At 72.2% G+C, this 16,654-nt stretch carries 14 protein-coding genes; 7 read left to right on the top strand and 7 right to left on the bottom strand.

Annotation, left to right across the window (positions count from 1 at the left end; all coding sequences use genetic code 11):
• Positions 1-137: 137 nt before the first annotated feature.
• From ACWCPN_RS14105 to ACWCPN_RS14090, 4 genes are read left to right on the top strand one after another with little or no spacing between them, the layout of a single operon-like run.
• Positions 138-428: a hypothetical protein gene (locus ACWCPN_RS14105; RefSeq protein WP_199211871.1), complete on the top strand. Its 291-nt coding sequence runs from the start codon at positions 138-140 to the stop codon at positions 426-428.
• A 25-nt stretch (positions 429-453) separates the two neighbouring features.
• Complete coding sequence (locus ACWCPN_RS14100; protein ID WP_451205365.1) at positions 454-1,275, top strand: hypothetical protein; 822 nt, start codon at positions 454-456, stop codon at positions 1,273-1,275.
• A 23-nt stretch (positions 1,276-1,298) separates the two neighbouring features.
• The gene (locus ACWCPN_RS14095; RefSeq protein ID WP_451205362.1) at positions 1,299-3,230 is read left to right on the top strand and encodes a fumarate reductase/succinate dehydrogenase flavoprotein subunit; all 1,932 of its coding nucleotides are present in this window, start codon (positions 1,299-1,301) and stop codon (positions 3,228-3,230) included.
• Positions 3,227-3,997: a succinate dehydrogenase/fumarate reductase iron-sulfur subunit gene (locus ACWCPN_RS14090; protein ID WP_451205359.1), complete on the top strand. Its 771-nt coding sequence runs from the start codon at positions 3,227-3,229 to the stop codon at positions 3,995-3,997. The genes ACWCPN_RS14095 and ACWCPN_RS14090 overlap by 4 nt, the downstream gene beginning before the upstream one ends.
• A gap of 9 nt (positions 3,998-4,006) precedes the next feature.
• Here ACWCPN_RS14090 and ACWCPN_RS14085 read toward each other — a convergent pair whose 3' ends face one another.
• Positions 4,007-5,068, bottom strand: a complete 1,062-nt coding sequence (locus ACWCPN_RS14085) for a hypothetical protein (protein ID WP_451206024.1) — start codon at positions 5,066-5,068, stop codon at positions 4,007-4,009.
• 524 nt (positions 5,069-5,592) lie between these two features.
• Between ACWCPN_RS14085 and ACWCPN_RS14080 the strand changes: the two genes are divergently transcribed.
• The gene (locus ACWCPN_RS14080) at positions 5,593-7,143 is read left to right on the top strand and encodes a hypothetical protein (protein WP_451205356.1); all 1,551 of its coding nucleotides are present in this window, start codon (positions 5,593-5,595) and stop codon (positions 7,141-7,143) included.
• Between the two features lie 274 nt (positions 7,144-7,417).
• Here ACWCPN_RS14080 and ACWCPN_RS14075 read toward each other — a convergent pair whose 3' ends face one another.
• From ACWCPN_RS14075 to ACWCPN_RS14050, 6 genes are all read right to left on the bottom strand, one after another.
• Positions 7,418-10,006: a SpoIIE family protein phosphatase gene (locus ACWCPN_RS14075; RefSeq protein WP_451205354.1), complete on the bottom strand. Its 2,589-nt coding sequence runs from the start codon at positions 10,004-10,006 to the stop codon at positions 7,418-7,420.
• A 250-nt stretch (positions 10,007-10,256) separates the two neighbouring features.
• Entirely contained in the window at positions 10,257-10,685 is a 429-nt protein-coding gene (locus tag ACWCPN_RS14070) for an ATP-binding protein (RefSeq protein WP_451205351.1), read from the bottom strand.
• A 126-nt stretch (positions 10,686-10,811) separates the two neighbouring features.
• Positions 10,812-11,222, bottom strand: coding sequence for a (deoxy)nucleoside triphosphate pyrophosphohydrolase (locus ACWCPN_RS14065; protein WP_451206021.1), 411 nt, complete (start codon positions 11,220-11,222; stop codon positions 10,812-10,814).
• A gap of 45 nt (positions 11,223-11,267) precedes the next feature.
• Entirely contained in the window at positions 11,268-11,462 is a 195-nt protein-coding gene (locus tag ACWCPN_RS14060) for an SPOR domain-containing protein (protein WP_199211866.1), read from the bottom strand.
• Positions 11,463-11,798: 336 nt separating this feature from the next.
• Complete coding sequence (locus ACWCPN_RS14055) at positions 11,799-12,551, bottom strand: GntR family transcriptional regulator (protein ID WP_451205348.1); 753 nt, start codon at positions 12,549-12,551, stop codon at positions 11,799-11,801.
• A 184-nt stretch (positions 12,552-12,735) separates the two neighbouring features.
• Complete coding sequence (locus tag ACWCPN_RS14050) at positions 12,736-13,944, bottom strand: DUF4190 domain-containing protein (protein WP_451205345.1); 1,209 nt, start codon at positions 13,942-13,944, stop codon at positions 12,736-12,738.
• A gap of 149 nt (positions 13,945-14,093) precedes the next feature.
• On the opposite strand from ACWCPN_RS14050, the gene ACWCPN_RS14045 reads away from it, so the two are divergent.
• Positions 14,094-15,134: a hypothetical protein gene (locus tag ACWCPN_RS14045; RefSeq protein WP_451205342.1), complete on the top strand. Its 1,041-nt coding sequence runs from the start codon at positions 14,094-14,096 to the stop codon at positions 15,132-15,134.
• Positions 15,131-16,009: a helix-turn-helix transcriptional regulator gene (locus tag ACWCPN_RS14040; RefSeq protein WP_451205339.1), complete on the top strand. Its 879-nt coding sequence runs from the start codon at positions 15,131-15,133 to the stop codon at positions 16,007-16,009. Before ACWCPN_RS14045 ends, ACWCPN_RS14040 begins: the two co-directional genes overlap by 4 nt.
• Positions 16,010-16,654: the final 645 nt, after the last annotated feature.

Here is a 16,654-nt window from a genome sequence, read left to right as displayed (position 1 = left end):
ACACACCGAAAGTGCATCCGTACGCCTCGGCCAATCGGTGCACATCTCTTCACAGCACCAGGTGTGACGCGCAACACTCCAAGGCGCATGAACGTCGCCGCTCAAGGCCCGCAGACCCGCGGAAGTGAGGGCAAGTCATGTCCGTGCACGACGAACTGACATCCGTCCAGCGCTGCCTGGACGACCTGCACCGGTCGATCGGACGCCTGGAGCAGCAGCTCGGCAGCGGTGGCCTGGAGATGCGCCGGGTCCGGATGGACGCCGACCATCTGCGCGACAGCCTGCGGCTGCTGCGCGAGGCGGCGAACCACGCGGCCGCCCCGAACCGGCCCGATCTCGTCACCATCTCCGACACGCCGTACGACATCAGCCTGTGGACGGACTCGGACGACGAGGGTCTGGGCGCCCGCGACCGGCACGCTCCCTGAACCCCGAACCGACCGGAGTCCCGTCTTGGCTACTGGTACGGAATCCCAACCGGACAGCGGCGGCGTACGCGGCGCCACGCGCGCCGCGATCGCCGCACCGCACCTGCGGACCGACCGCTGGTGGCTGGCGCCCGCCGTCACCGCGGCCGGTCTGCTCGCCTTCGTCGTCTACTCGACCTGGCGGGCGTTCGCGAACACGCACTACTACGCGGCGCCGTACGTCTCCCCGTTCTACTCGCCCTGCCTGGCGGAGAACTGCCGCACCATGCGCGCCGGGCCGAACGCGGATCTCTTCGGGAGCTGGTGGGGCGTCTCCCCCGCGATCATCATCCTGATCTTCCCGCTCGGCTTCCGCCTCACCTGCTACTACTACCGCAAGGCGTACTACCGCAGCTTCTGGGCGTCCCCGCCCGCCTGCGCGGTGGCCGAGCCGCACCGCGGATACACCGGCGAGACCCGCTTCCCGCTGATCCTGCAGAACGTCCACCGCTACTTCTTCTACGCCGCCCTGCTGGTCGCGGGCGTGCTGACCTACGACACCGTGCTGTCCTTCCGGGACACGCACTACCGCTGGGGCCACATGGGCCTCGGCACCCTGGTCTTCCTGGCCAACATCGTGCTGATCTGGGCGTACACGATCTCCTGCCACTCCTGCCGGCACATCGTCGGCGGCAAGCTCAAGCACTTCTCCCGGCACCCCGTGCGCTACCGCGCATGGCGGTTCGTCGGGCGGCTGAACGCCCATCACATGCTGCTGGCCTGGTCGTCCCTGGTGAGCGTGGCGCTCGCCGACTTCTACGTCTATCTCGTCGCGTCCGGCGTCTTCGACGATCCGCGCTTCTTCTAGTGACTCCAGTGAGGGACTGATTGATGTCCGTGGTCGACCGGCAGGAGTGGGACGTCGTCGTGGTCGGTGCCGGAGGCGCCGGGCTGCGCGCCGCGATCGAGGCACGCGAGCGGGGCGCCCGTACGGCGGTGATCTGCAAGTCGCTGTTCGGCAAGGCGCACACGGTGATGGCCGAGGGCGGCATCGCGGCGGCGATGGCGAACGCCAACGAGCACGACACCTGGCAGGTCCACTTCCGCGACACCATGCGCGGCGGGAAGTTCCTCAACCAGTGGCGGATGGCCGAGCTGCACGCCCGGGAGGCCCCGGACCGGGTGTGGGAGCTGGAGACCTGGGGCGCGCTGTTCGACCGGACCAGGGACGGCCGCATCTCCCAGCGCAACTTCGGCGGCCACGAGTACCCGCGGCTCGCACACGTCGGGGACCGCACGGGCCTGGAGCTGATCCGCACCCTCCAGCAGAAGATCGTCTCGCTCCAGCAGGAGGACGCCAGAAAGACCGGGGACCACGAGTCGCGGCTGAAGGTGTTCCAGGAGTGCACGGTCACGCGGATCCTCAAGGACGGCGATCAGGTCGGCGGCGTCTTCGGCTACGAGCGCGAGACCGGACGGTTCTTCGTCCTGGAGGCCCCCGCCGTGGTCGTCGCGACCGGCGGGATCGGCAAGTCGTTCAAGGTCACCTCGAACTCGTGGGAGTACACCGGCGACGGGCACGCCCTCGCGCTGCTGGCCGGCGCGCCGCTGCTGAACATGGAGTTCGTGCAGTTCCATCCGACGGGCATGGTCTGGCCGCCGTCGGTCAAGGGCATCCTCGTCACCGAGTCGGTGCGCGGGGACGGCGGCGTGCTGCGCAACTCCGAGAACAAGCGGTTCATGTTCGACTACGTCCCGGACGTGTTCAAGGAGAAGTACGCCGAGTCGGAGGAGGAGGCCGACCGGTGGTACGACGACCCCGAGCACAACCGCCGGCCTCCCGAGCTGCTGCCCCGCGACGAGGTGGCCCGGGCGATCAACTCCGAGGTGAAGGAGGGCCGCGGCTCGCCGCACGGCGGGGTCTTCCTGGACGTGTCCACACGGATGCCCGCCGAGGTCGTCCGGCGCCGGCTGCCGTCGATGTACCACCAGTTCAAGGAGCTCGCGGACGTCGACATCACGGCGGAGGCGATGGAGGTCGGGCCGACCTGCCACTACGTGATGGGCGGCATCGCCGTCGAGTCCGACACGGCGGCGGCGCGCGGCGTGCCGGGGCTGTTCGCGGCCGGTGAGGTCGCCGGCGGCATGCACGGCTCCAACCGGCTCGGCGGCAACTCGCTCTCCGACCTGCTGGTGTTCGGGCGGCGGGCCGGCTGGCACGCGGCGGAGTACGCGCGGGGCCTGGCGGACCGGCGTCCGCGGGTCGACGACGCGCAGGTCAACACGGCGTCCGCGGAGGCCCTGCGCCCGTTCTCCGCCCAGACGGAGGGCGAGGCGGGCCCGCCGGAGAACCCGTACACCCTGCACCAGGAGCTCCAGCAGACGATGAACGACCTGGTCGGCATCATCCGCCGCGAGGGCGAGATGGAGCAGGCCCTGCGCAAGCTGGCCGAGCTGCGGGTGCGGGCGCGGCGGGCCGGCGTCGAGGGGCACCGCCAGTTCAACCCGGGCTGGCACCTGGCCCTCGACCTGCGGAACATGCTGCTGGTCAGCGAGTGCGTGGCGCGGGCCGCGCTGGAGCGCACGGAGTCCCGCGGCGGGCACACCCGCGAGGACCACCCCGCGATGGACCGCGGCTGGCGCAACGTGAACCTGCTGTGCGCGCTCGCCGACCCCGGCGGCACCCTCGCCGGCACCGATCCCGGCCGGGGCCAGATCCGGCTCACCCGGGAGACCACCGAACCCGTCCGCCCGGACCTGCTCGCCCTCTTCGAGAAGGAGGAGCTGGTCAAGTACCTCGCCGAAGAGGAGCTGTACGAGTGAGCAGCTACGAGGCCCGCTTCAAGGTGTGGCGGGGCGATGTGAGCGGCGGTGGCCTGGCGGACTTCACGGTCGAGGTCAACGACGGCGAGGTGGTGCTCGACATCGTGCACCGCCTCCAGGCCACCCAGGCACCCGATCTCGCGGTGCGCTGGAACTGCAAGGCGGGCAAGTGCGGTTCCTGCTCGGCGGAGATCAACGGGCGGCCCCGGCTGCTGTGCATGACCCGCATGTCGGTGTTCGGCCGGGACGAGACGATCACCATCACCCCGCTGCGGGCCTTTCCGGTGGTCCGGGACCTGGTGACGGACGTCGGCTACAACTACCGCAAGGCCAGGGAGGTCCCGGCGTTCGTGCCGCCGGCCGGGCTGGGCCCCGGCGAGTACCGCATGTCGCAGGAGGACGTGGAGCGCTCGCAGGAGTTCCGCAAGTGCATCGAGTGCTTCCTGTGCCAGGACGTCTGTCACGTGGTGCGCGACCACGAGGAGAACAAGGAGGCGTACGCCGGGCCGCGCTTCCTCATGCGCATCGCCGAGCTGGACATGCACCCGCTGGACGCGGCCGCCGAGCAGGGCCTGGACCGCGGCCGCACGGCCCAGGACGAGCACGGCCTCGGCTACTGCAACATCACCAAGTGCTGTACGGAGGTGTGCCCGGAGGGCATCCGGATCACGGACAACGCCCTGATCCCGTTGAAGGAACGCGCCGTCGACCGCAAGTACGACCCGCTGGTGTGGCTGGGCTCGAAGATCAGGAGACGCTCCTCGTAGCGGGCGGTACTACCCCCGCACCCAGTCCCGCCGGTACGCGGCCCAGTCGTCCTCGGTGGCCGCGAAGTCGACGTACAGGGCGACACCGAAGCGGGTGCGGGCGGCGTCGGTGCGGGACAGGCCGAGGCGGACGCCGCGGACGGCGGCCGGAACGGTCTCCGCGTGGGCCCAGTGGCCGAAGCGGTTCTCGTGGTAGAAGGGCAGGCCCATGAGCAGGTCGGTGCTCCTGGGCGTGACCTCCAGCGCGAGGCTGGTCTGCTGGGCCACATAGCCGCCGTACAGGCTCTGCAGCGGCTGCATGGTGTCGTACGACATCACGGCGATCTGGTCCACGCGGCGCGCCACCTGCCCGAAGTAGGCCTGCGACCACCACTTGGGGTGGCCGGTGGTCGTGCCCCAGAAGGAGTGGAAGCCGGGCAGCGGGTCGATCTGGTGGGCGGCGACGGAGAGCAGGGCGTGACGGTCCCGGGTGAGGGCGCGCAGGTCGTCGAGGAGGGAGAGGTAGTCCCGGTCGCCGGAGTGGAGGGGCTCCAGGTCGAAGTGGGCGCCCTCGAAGCCGGCGTCGAGGACGCCACGGGTCGACGCGACGATCGCCTCGCGGGTGGCGGCGCGCTCCAGGCGCAGCCCGTCGGGGCCCTCACTGGCCAGCACGTCGCCGAGCCAGGCCTGGACCCGGACGCCGGGGAGTTCCCGGTGCACGGCCTCCGTGAGCCAACCCGCCCTCCTGTACGCCGACTTCGGGAGCGTGCCGTCGTGCTCCAGGGGCCCGGAGTGGACGTAGAGGTCGCGGATGCCGGTGCCCCGGAGGCGGGCGGCGAGAGCCTCGACGTCCGCGTCGCTCTTGCGGCCGTCCACCCAGGCGTGCCCCAGCCAGAGGGCGTCCTTGTGCCGGGTGAGGGTGCCAGGGGCCGGGGTGCCGTTGTAGTTGAGACGGAGGCCCGTCTCGGCGGTGAGCAGGGGCAGCGTCAGAGCCAGGAGCAACGCGAGCAGAACACGGCGAAGGCGGCGGCGCCTGGGTTTTCCGCTGTTGGCGGGCGGGGGCTGGTCGGCGGCGGGGGCGGGTTGGTCGATGGGGGGCGCGGGCTGGTCGTCGGCGGGTGCGAGCGGGCCGTTCGCGGGGCCGGGGCGGTGCTCGGCGGGGACGAGGGGGCCGTCGGCTGCATCGGGTCGCCCGTGGGCGGGTGTGAGCGCGCCGTCCGCGGGATCGGGGCGCCGCTCGGCGAGTGCGCCCTGCTCGTCGGCGGGTGCGGGCGAGTTGTCCGCGGGATCCGGCCGCTGGTCGGGGGGCGTGAGCGAGCCGTTCGCGGGATCCGGCCTTCCGTCGGCGGGCGTGAGCGAGCCGTTCGCGGGATCCGGCCGCTGGTCGGACGGGGCGTTCGGGGTGTTCGTGGGAGCGGGCCGATCATCGGGTGGAGCGAGGTGCTCGTCGGCGGGTGCGGGCCGGGGCTCGGGGGGTCGGCTCCGCGGTGTCTCCTCGTTCGGTTCCGTCTTCCGGTCGTGCCGTTCCCTGTCCATCCCGACCCCCTGTCACAGTCTTCCCCCAGCCGCGTCCGCCCCACTCGCGCGGGCGCCTACCTGCCCATACGCTCCGAAATGTGACGCCCTCCCCGATCCGCGACCGGCCCCGGCGCTCCCGCGCTCCCCTACGGGTGCGCGTGGCGCTCGCGGCGGCCGGCGCGCTCGTGGGAACCGGGTGGCTGATGTTGCCGATGATGACGGCGGGGGGAGGTGATCCGGTTCCCGCCGCCCCGGCCGGGCCGGTCGCCGGCGCCGCCGCACCGGGGCAGGACGAGACCTCCGCGACCGACCTCGTGCTGCCGCTCGCCGCCCTCGGCGCGGCCGGGGCGCTGGCCGGTTACGGGTATCTGCGGCGCACCCGGCGGGCCCGGACCCGCACCACACCGGGCGTGGTGCCGGCGGCGCCGCCGGTGCCCACCGCGGCCGAGAACGAGCGGCAGGCCCGTGCCGCGCTGGTACTGGCCGACGACTGCGTGCGCGGCAGCCGGGAGGAACTCGCCTTCGTCGAGGAGCTGTTCGGGGCGGAGGCGGTCGAGCCGTTCACCCACGCCCTGCGGGCGGCGGAGACCGAGCTGTCGGCCGCGTTCGCGATGTGGCGGCGGTACGAGGAGGGCGTTCCGGGGGACGCGGCGGCCCGCCGGCAGGCACTGGTCGGGGTGGTCGGGCGGTGCGCGGAGGCGGGACGGCGGCTGGACGCCGAGGCGGCGGAGCTGGACCGGCTGCGCGGGCTGGAGCAGGGGGTGACCGCGGCCCTGGAGGTCGCGGAGGCGCGGTTCCGTGAGCTGGCCGCGCGGACGGCGGCGGCGCAGGCGACGGCCGCCGGGCTGCGGGAGCGCCACGCGCCCTCGGCGAGCGCACCCGTCACCGGATACGTGGAACAGGCCAAGGACCGGCTGGTGTTCACCACCGAGCGGCTCAACGAGGCTCGGCAGTGCGCCGATTCGGGTGAGCTGTCGCGGGCGGCGCGGCAGCTGCGCGCCGCCGAGGGCGGTGTCACGCAGGCCGGTGTCCTGGTGGACGGGGTGGAGCGGCTGGCGGCCCGGCTGCGGGAGGCGGCCGCACTGGTGCCGGCCGCGCTGACCGGCGCGGAGGCGGAGATCGCCGGGGCGCGCAAGGAGGGCGGGCGCACCTCCCTCACCGGTGGTGAACTGCGGGCCCGGCTCGCGCACGCGGACGCCGCGTCGGCCGCCGTGCGCGCCGAGCTGACCGGCGGTCCCCACGACCCGCTGGACGCGCTGCGCCGGATCACGCGGGCCGTGGAACGCCTGGAGGCGGGGCGGTCCGGGGTACTGGAGGCCGCCGCGCTGCTCGTGTCACGTGCCTCGGTCGACGCCACGGAGGAGTTCGTCGCCGTGCACCGGGCGGCGGTGGGCGCCTCGGCGCGGGCCCGGCTGGCGCAGGCGGTACGGGCCCTGGGCTCGGGCACGGAGGCGGACGTGCTCGCCGGGCAGGCCCGGGAGCTGGCCGAGCGGGACGTGCGTACCCACGGGAACCCGTTCGCCGACGGCCACGCCACCGGCCTCACCGGCGCCGTCCTCGGCGGCATCCTCCTGGCCGAGGACCCGGACGGCGGCCCCCCGGCGAGCTTCGGCGGCCCCGGGACCCGCTCCCGCCGCCACCTGCCGTGACCCGCCTGCCCCGGCCGTCCGTCAGAGGCTGGGCCCCGCTCGGGCCGGCAACTCGAAGGGCCGCCCGTGCGAAGGACACCCTCGGCCATCCGCCGAGCGGCCCCGGCGGGGCGGCGGCTCGCCCGGCACCTCCCGCCGGGCCCGGCCGTGGGGCGCACGGTACGGGGCGCCGAGTCGGACAGCTCGCCGCACGGACCGGGAATTGCCGGAGACACCGGTCACCCAGGGAGCCCGTCGCCGCGGCCGCACCGCCCCGCCGTGCCGGGTCCGGTTCTCAGAACAGGCTGAGCAGGGCCTCCGCCGGGTCGGTCAGGCCGGTCTCGCCGCCGGGCAGCGGGAGTTCGAACCACACCGTCTTGCCGCGCGGCGTGCGCCGCGAGCCCCAGGCCGCGCTGAGCAGCCCGACGAGTTGCAGGCCGCGGCCGCCCTCGTCCGTGTCCCGGGCCCGGCGTCGCCGCGGCTGCACGAGACCGGAGTCCCACACCTCGCACACCAGGGTCCGGTCCAGCAGCAGCCGCAGCCTGATCTCGCCCTCCCCGTAACGCAGCGCGTTCGTCACCAGTTCGCTGACCAGCAGCTCCGTCGTGTCGACCAGGGGCTCGAGGCCCCAGCCGACCAACTGCGCCCGGGCGTACTCACGGGCCCGCCCCACGCTGCGCGGCTCACGCGGCAGCGTCCAGTCGCCGACGGACTCGGCGGGCAGCCCCTGGACCCGGGCCATCAGCAGCGCGATGTCGTCCTCGCCGTGGTGGGTGTCGAGGGTGCTCAGGACGTGGTCGCAGACGTCCTCCAGGGGCCGGGAGGGGTCGGTGAGCGCGCCCACGAAGGCCTGGAGCCCCTCGTCGAGGGGGTGGTCGCGGGACTCGACCAGGCCGTCCGTGTAGAGGGCCAGCAGCGCGCCCTCCGGCAGTTCGACCTCTACCTCCTCGAACGGCTCGCCGCCTACACCGAGCGGCATGCCGGGCGGCACGTCGAGCATCAGCGCCGCCTCGCCGGGCTCCACCAGCACCGGCGGCAGGTGGCCGGCGTTGGCGAACGTACAGCGCCTGGTGACGGAGTCGTAGACGGCGTACACACAGGTCGCGAGGTACACCTCGGAGAGGTCGGCGTCGCGGGGCTGGCGCGCCGCGCGGGTGGCCTGCTGGACGCCGCCGGGAGTGCCGAGGCCGCGGGCGATCTCGTCCAGCGCGGAGAGCACCTCGGCCGGTTCGAGGTCCAGCAGCGCCAGGGTCCTTACGGCCGTGCGCAGTTCGCCCATCGCGACCGCCGCGCGCAGCCCGCGCCCCATGACGTCGCCGACGACCAGCGCGGTGCGGTGACCGGGGAGTTCTATGACGTCGAACCAGTCGCCGCCGACCTCGGTGGCCGCGTTGCCCGGCAGGTAGCGGCACGCGATGTCGAGACCGGAGGCCTCGGGGTCGCCGGGCGGGAGCAGGGACCGCTGGAGTATCAGCGCCCGCTCGTGCTCACGGCGGTACAGGCGGGCGTTGTCGATGCAGACGGCGGCGCGCGCGGCCAGCTCCACCGCGAGGTCCCGGTCCCGGTCGCCGAACGGCTCGCTGCCCTTGGTGCGGGCGAACCGCGCGAGTCCGACGACGGTGTCGTGGGCGACCATCGGCACGGCCAGCGTCGACTGCACGAGTTCCCCGTCCTCCGGCGGCACGTGCTGCGGCCGGGCGGTGCGCAGGGCGTCCGCACAAGGCGAGTTGAAGGGGAAGTGGTGGACCGCGCCGACCGCGACCGCGTCTCCGGAGCCGCTGAGCGGCACGTCGGAGACGGCGCTCGCGAAGGCGACGCGCCGCAGTTCGGCGCTGCCGTCGGCGAGGCCGGGCGGGGTCTCGTCGCCGATGAGCAGCCCCTGGTAGAGGTCGACGGTGGCGAGGTCGCAGAAGCCGGGGACGACGACGTCGAGGAGTTCGCGGGCCGTGGTCTCCAGGTCGAGGGAGTTGCCTATGCGGGCGCCGGCCTCGTTGAGCAGCGCGAGGTTGCGCCGGGCCGCGGCCGCCTCCCGGGCGGCCGCGCGGCGGGCGGTGATGTCGGTGCCGAGCCAGGCGATGCCGATGGGCCGGCCGCTGCCGCTGTGCACCCGGTAGAGGTTGACGGACCAGTGCCGGCGCTCCTCGGAGCCGGGCACGAACCCGGTCACATGCATGTCGGTGATGGAGTCACCGGTCTCCAGCACACGCCGCAGCGTGGCCGAAACCCGATCCGCCTCGGCGCGCGGCAGGTAGTCGTGGACCCCCTTGCCACGGTGGTCGTCCGGGGTTCCGCCGAAGATGGAGGCGAAACGCATGTTGGCCCGACGGACCCTCAGATCGGTGTCGATCAGCAGGAATCCGAACGGAGACTGACCGAAAATCGCCTGCGAGGCGGCGAGGTCCGTCTCGATGCTGCGCAGGGTGCGGACGTCCACCACGATGCACACGGCGGCCCGCTCGCTCTCGGCCGTCCGGGTGGGCATGACGTAGACCTCGGCTAGACCTTCCTCGCCCGGGGCGCCGTCCGGGCCGTCCGGCATCCGGAAGGGCACCACCCCGGTCCACTCCCGCCCGTCGAGGATCTCGGCCATCTTGCGCTGGCTGCGCTCGCGCAGGTCGGAGTCGACGAAGGCCTCGATCGGGTCCATCCCGACGGCGCGTTCGGCGGGGATGCCGAAGAGCTGCTCGGCGCGCAGGCTCCACTGGTCGACCAGTCCATCGGCGCCGATGGAGAAGGACGCGACCCTGATGTAGTCGTAGATGGAGCCGGGCGGACTGCTCTGCCACATGGCGTCACCCGGGCCGCCCGCACTGCGTGCGGCCCGGTCACTCGCGCCGTCCGACGGGTCCTCGGACTCCGTGGCCTTCGCTGGTATCTCGCTCACGCGAACCGTCCCCTCCAGCTCACCGCACCCGGTACCGGTCACCGGGGGCGGCTGCCCGCAGTATCCAGCACTACGGCGCCGCACAACACGGTGTTCACGATCACAGCTCGGTCGAGGTGCTTTTCGGACCGGGCCGCGACAACACTTCCAGTCTTCTAACCAGGTAACACGGCCTCGAATCACGTCCCCCCGCACCGGTCACCGGGCAGCCTCGCGGGATGGACGGCGCGCACCGGGATGTACACCGCACTCAGCCGGGCACCGCCAGCTCGAACCAGACGGTCTTCCCGCCACCGCCGGGCCGGGTTCCCCAGCGGCGCGCGGCGCCCGCCACCAGTTGCAGGCCGCGGCCGCTCTCGTCCTCGGGCTGGGCGACCCGCTCGCGCGGCGGATCGGGGAGCGGGTCGGAGACCTCGACCAGCAGGGTGGCGCCGAGCCGCGCGGGGCGCACCAGCCGTACGCCGATGGGTCCGGTGGCGTGCCGCAGGGAGTTGGTGACCAGCTCGCTCACCAGCAGCGCGGCGAGGTCGGCGACGCAGTCGAGGTCCCAGCCGCGCAGTTGGCCGCGGACCGCGCCCCGGGCGGTGCGCACGACACCCGGCTCCGCGGGGAAAATCCACTCGGCGCAGTCGCCATCGGTGTCGATCACGCCGATCACTTCCCAGGCCAGCGAGCCCACCCATGTCCGTTTTCATGGGGTTAATGGGCACATACCCGGTATCCAGGGGGCAGTACCGCGCGGGAGGGCGCGCTGTGGTGCGAACGGCGTAGGGGTTCCGCGCCCCCGCCGCGGCCGCGGCGCCGCTCAGCGCGCTCCCGCGCCGAGACGGGCGGCGACCTCACGGACCGCGGGCACGTCCTGGTCGAGCCAGGGCACCTCCCAGAGCCGGTCGGGGGTGAGCCAGCGCAGTTCGTCGTGGTCCTGGAGGGGCCGGGGGGCGGCGGAGCCGGCACGCAGCCGGGCGGTCCACACCCGCAGTACGTAGGGGGACTTCAGCGGCCACTCCCCCGGTACGCGTTCGACGGGCTCGGCGTCGATGCCGAGTTCCTCGGCCAGTTCACGCGTCAGGGCGTCCTCGGGCCGTTCACCCGGCTCGACCTTGCCGCCGGGCAGTTCCCAGCGTCCGGCCAGCTCGGGGGGTGCGCTGCGGCGCGCGGCGAGCAGTCGCCCGGCGTCGAGCAGGGCGGCCCCCACCACCACGATCCGGTCCGTCATGGGGCGATCCGTCATGAGACGGAGCCTACGGGAAGGCGGGGAAGGTCAGTTGCGGACGCCGTTGCCGTTCTGGCCGATGCGCTCGACCCAGTAGAGCTGCTTGTGTCCGTGGTCGTCGAGGCTGTCGGCGATCTTCTGGGCCTCGGCCCGGCTCGCGTACCGTCCCACGCGGTAGCGATTGCCGTTGTCGTCCTGCCGTATCACGATCCAGGGCAGGGTGACGTCCGTGCCCTCACTCATGGCCCCCACCGTTCCTTCTCGCACCGCCCCGCCCTCCCTCACTCCCGGGCGCCCGCCGAGCCCCGCCTAAGGAAACCGCAGTCCGCATATGCCCGAGCGTACGCCCAACCTTCACGGAGCGAATACGTCTTTTCACAAAGAGGTACGCAACCAGCCAGAACGCAGGGGGCGCGCGGCCGTGAACGCGCCGCCCCCCGCGCTGTTGTCGGGGGTCGGGGGCGATCCGGCCGCACCCGCGATCACCTGGGAGAACGGCCGGATTGCAGCGGCGGATACGGCACGGGGTGCCAGGGCGTGCGACGGCGCGGCGACCCACGGCGCGTGCCGGGGTGTGCGCTACTTCACGGGCAGGTGGTACGCGGCCCGGTACCGGTCGGCCGGGATCACGACGTCGGCGGTCTCCACGGGGCGGCCGGAGGCGAAGTAGGTGCGCTGGATGACGAGGACCACATGACCGGGGACGCCGCCGAGGACGTGCAGTTCCTCGGCCAGGCCGGGGCGGGCGCCGACCTCCTCGGTGACGTTGTCCACGATGACGTCGATGGCCCGCATCCGCTCGACCACACCCATGCCGCCGAGCGGCCCCTCCTCCGGCAGCATCACCGGGGTGCGGCCGGTGACCGCGAGGGGCTCCCAGGAGGTCGAGAGCATCATGGCCTCCCCCGCCTCCCTGAACAGGTACTTCGTGCGCATGACCCGCGAGCCGGGCTCGACGCCGAGCCGCTCGGCGATGACGGCCCCGGCCGTCGCCTGCGCGCTGCTGGACTCCCAGGTGCCGCGCACCGCGGCGTCGGCCTGCTCCTGCCGGAAGGGCGTCGCCCCCGCCGAAGGCCGGAAGCCGGAGCGGGCCACGCTCCTGGGCACCGGCCGCTCGCGCACATACGTCCCCGAGCCGGAGCGCCCCTCCACCAGACCCTCGGCCATCAGGACCTTGCGGGCCTCCAGGGCGACGGTGTCCGAGACGCCGTACTCCTCGCGGATGCGGGCCTGGGAGGGAAGCCGGGTATGGGGAGGCAGTGAACCGTCGACGATCTTCTTGCGGAGATCACCCGCGACACGCAAGTACGCCGGCTGCTCACCGAATGTCACTGGCCACTCCCATCAGGTTGTACAGACAGCAACAGCCTGGCAACCGTGGGTTGTCCCGTGCAAGCAAAGGCCAGAGAATCACTCGATGTGATGACAAGGGGTTGGGGAGCGCTTTACCCAGGCACTTTCTCCCCGCTACAACCGAAGCCACACCTCCCGGCGATCACCACGGCCGGAACGCGGCTCATACCGCCATGCCGCTGCCGCCGTCGGAACCGCCGTCCCGAGCGTCGTCCCGGGCGCCACCGTCGCCCGCGGGCGGGGTGACCTCCAGACCCAGGGCCCTGCGCGCGGGAACGCCTTTCCTCGGGTCGAGCAGGCGCAGGCCGGTGTCGTAGTGCCGGTAGAACGCGTCGGCGCCGTCAGCTTTCGCGGCCTTCGCCCACTCGGCACGCGCCCGGTCCAGATCGGCGGCCAGGAGGGTGACGGGCTTCCGGGCCGCACCGGGCCACTGATGTCCGCGCAGCGACCGGGCCTGTCCGTCCAGGGCCGCGGAGATCCGCCCGGCCCACGCCTTGTGCCCCGGCAGGTCGTCCTCGACTCGGTCCGCCTCCGGGGCCGACTCCACGGCGGCGTTGAGGATGTGAGCGGCTCTCAGGTAGGCGACCTGGTCGGCGTCGAGGACGGTCGCGTCGTTGCGCAGCGCGCCGGTGAGGTTCGCGCCCTCGGTCACATTGCCGAAGACGCAGGTGACCTCGCGGTCCCCGGCCCGCCAACCGCGTTCGGTGGGCGTGAGGTAGTAGACGTCCACGTCGTCGGGGACGGCCCAGGCGTCCATCGCGTAGGTGTCCCGCAGTCCGTAGCAGCGCTTGTCGGCGGTACGGCTCACCGACTCGTCACCGGGGTAGCCGCCGTCCCGCAGCCGGAAAGAGGCGAACACCTCCCCGTCGTGCTCCCCCGAGCAGGGCACCCCGGTCACCACGCCGCCCTCGCCGCTCAGCGTCCCGCCGGGGGCGTCGAAGCACTCCCCCTTCACCATCGAGGAGTTCGCGCCGTCACGCGCCCCCTCCTTCACTCCCTCCCAGAAGCTGGAGGCGCCCCCCGTGGCGAGCATCAGCGCCCACAGCGCGAGCCCGATCCCGGACAGCACCGCACCACCCACCGCGAACCCCGCCCCGCGCTCACCGCGCCGCCGTATCTGCCGCAGCGCGATGAGCCCGAACACCAGCCCCACGCCCGGCAGACAGCACAGGACGCCGAGCACCAGGGAGGTGATGGCGAAGCCGTTGACGGGGGCGGGCCGGTTGTAGGGGCTGTAGCCCTGCGCCCAGGGCTGGTACTCCGGCCCCTGCGGATACGCCGGCGGCCCGTAAGGCCCCTGCGGAGGCTGCTGCTGCGACGGCTGGTACGGCCCGTGCGGCTGCTGGGGGCCGGGGGGCGGGGGTATGGACACCGCTGCATGTTAAGCCAGGTCGACCGACGCTCCCAGGTATACGCCGATGGCGCGCAATCCGCGGGCCTTGCGGGTTGCGCGCCACCGGGTGGACACGGAGTGTCCGTGGGACGGCTCGGCCTGGCGACTCAGGCGGCCTGCTGCTGTTGTTGCTGCTGCTGCTGCTGTTGCTGCTGTTGCTGCTGCTGCTGCTGCTGCTGCTGTTGCTGCTGCTGTTGCTGCTGCTGCTGTTGCTGCTGTTGTTGCTGTTGCTGCTGCTGCTGTTGGCCCGGCTGCTGCTGCTGTTGCTGCTGCTGTTGCTGCTGCTGTTGCTGTTGCTGCTGTTGCTGCTGTTGCTGCTGCTGTTGCTGTTGCTGCTGCTGTTGCTGCTGCTGTTGCTGCTGCTGCTGCTGTTGTTGCTGCTGCTGCTGTTGCTGCTGTTGCTGCTGCTGCTGCTGTTGGCCCGGCTGCTGCTGCTGTTGCTGCTGCTGTTGTTGCTGCTGTTGTTGCTGTTGCTGCTGCTGCTGCTGCTGCTGTTGCTGCTGCTGTTGCTGCTGCTGTTGCTGCTGTTGCTGCTGCTGCTTCTGCACCCTCGCCGGCCGCACTACCTGCTTGCACGAACGCTGCTTGCACGGGCGATCCGGGGAGCGGTCCGTGGTCGTTGGCGCCTTCTGGTGCGCCGATGCCACCACAGCGGCTGGAGGTGTGGCGCCGACCGCTTCTCCGGCGAAGCCCGCCGGGAACGCGAGAGCAGCAGCGATGAGCGCCGGGCTGAGCCGGGTGAGGTACCGCTTGCCACGCATGACCTTTCTCCCTTCGACCCGCGGAACGAAAGACAGGCGTCTCTCGTGGCAGGCGCTGCGATCAGCACCACGCGACGGACGAACGCCGCCTTCGACAGCAGGATCACACGCACCACAGCACCCAACAAGAAACCGCTCATCCTAGGACTCGGGGTTATCGGCAACAGCCGTCCGCAAAAGCCCCGACCAGCGGTACGGCGATGCGAATGGACCCAACAACGCCTGCGAACAGAGCGCTTGAGGGGGGTCACCCGCATGGACACCGAGGCACCCCGGCCGGACTCCCGGAAACCGCCACCGGCAGGCACTTCGGACGCGCGGAACACGGAAACCGACTATCCTAGGAGCAGGGGTATTTGGCTAGAAAAGCACCCGCACCAGTCGTCCAGCAGGGGGAACGCCGGATGAACGACGACCCACGGCGAGCGGAGCTCGCGGACTTCCTCAGAACACGACGGCTGGCCCTCCAGCCGGAAGAAGTCGGCCTTCCCCGACGCCCCTCGCGACGAACACCCGGCCTGCGAAGGGAAGATGTCGCGGACTTGGCGGGCATCAGCTCGTGCTGGTACTCCCAGCTCGAACAGGCCCGCAAGATCCGGGTCTCCGACCAGGTACTCAACTCTCTCGCCGACGCCCTTCGCCTCAACGGCGAAGAACACGACTACCTCCTGACTCTGGGGAGCGGGGACCCCCGTTCCAGCGCGACCGCCCCCGCGAACGGGGTGCCGCCGACGCTCCAGCGCATCCTGGACAGCCAACTCCCCCACCCCGCATTCGCCCTCGGCCCCCGGTTCGACATTCTCGCCTGGAACCGGGCCCGCACCGACGTGTACGGCGATCCGGCCGCGGCAATCCCGGCACACCGCCATTTGCTGTGGCTCTTCTTCAGTGACCACATGCGCGAATTGATACAGAACTGGGAACCGAGCGCCCGCTCGATACTCGCCGATTTCCGCTCGGCGACCGGACTTTACGTGCACGAGCCGTGGTTCACCGCACTTGTCCGGGAACTGAGCAAAAGCAGCCCTGAATTCCGCGCCTTGTGGCGGGAGCACGAAATAGGAAAGCAGCGCGTCACCAGCCGCGAGGTCGGCCACCCGTTGGTCGGACGCATGATGCTGGAGGAGACCGCGCTCGTCGTCGACGACCGGTCCGGCCGGCGGGTGATCCTGGAGACTCCCCAGCCCGGCACCGGTACCGAGGACAAACTGACGGCGCTCGCCTGGCGGTACGACCGGGTTCAGGCCCCGACGCGGCGCACGATGGGACAGGCCTTGAGGTGACGGCGGGCGCCCCCGGCGAGAGCCACCGCTCACAGCGGCGGCACGTGGGCGAAGCGCCATGAGCGTAAAGCCCGGTTCGGGTGGGGTTCGCCAAGTGCGGTGGTCGTGCCGAGCGCTGCACCGAGAAACGCGTCAGGGACGATCCCCACGGCGACCGGTCCGGTTCGTCGATCGGCGGGCGAGCCCCGGGCGTCCTGGCGCCGGGCCTGGCCCAAGTCGCGGTGGACCACCCACTCCCCCAGCAGCGCGGCCGGCAGGACGAGCGGGAACCGGAGCAGGACGAGCGGGAACCGGAGCCGGGCGACGGCCACGCGACCCCGTTCGAGTGGGCCGCTCGTGACGCGTGGCCGACCCGTCCGGAAACGCCAGCCGGTACGGAAGTCGGCTCGGGCGTGGCGGAGTTGAGCCCGCCGCGCCGCACCGCCGTGACCATCAGGCGGGCGCATGACGTTGTGGTTTCTGCGTCTTCATGATCATCCTCGCGGACATGAGCGCACCGTCACCTGCCGCTGCCACGGCGCGGCCCACGTACCTCGGTGCGGCTTCCTCCCACCACGGCGACGAACGCCGCTCGTCCCGTCGGCGACTCGGACGAGCGGGGAGGAACGACCGGAATCTTGTGGGACGGACCGGACCCCACGGGAA

It is taken from the genome of Streptomyces sp. NPDC002386, from assembly GCF_053593175.1.
The sequence above is the reverse complement of the archived record's forward strand: the minus strand, read 5'-3'. Positions and strand labels throughout refer to the sequence as shown.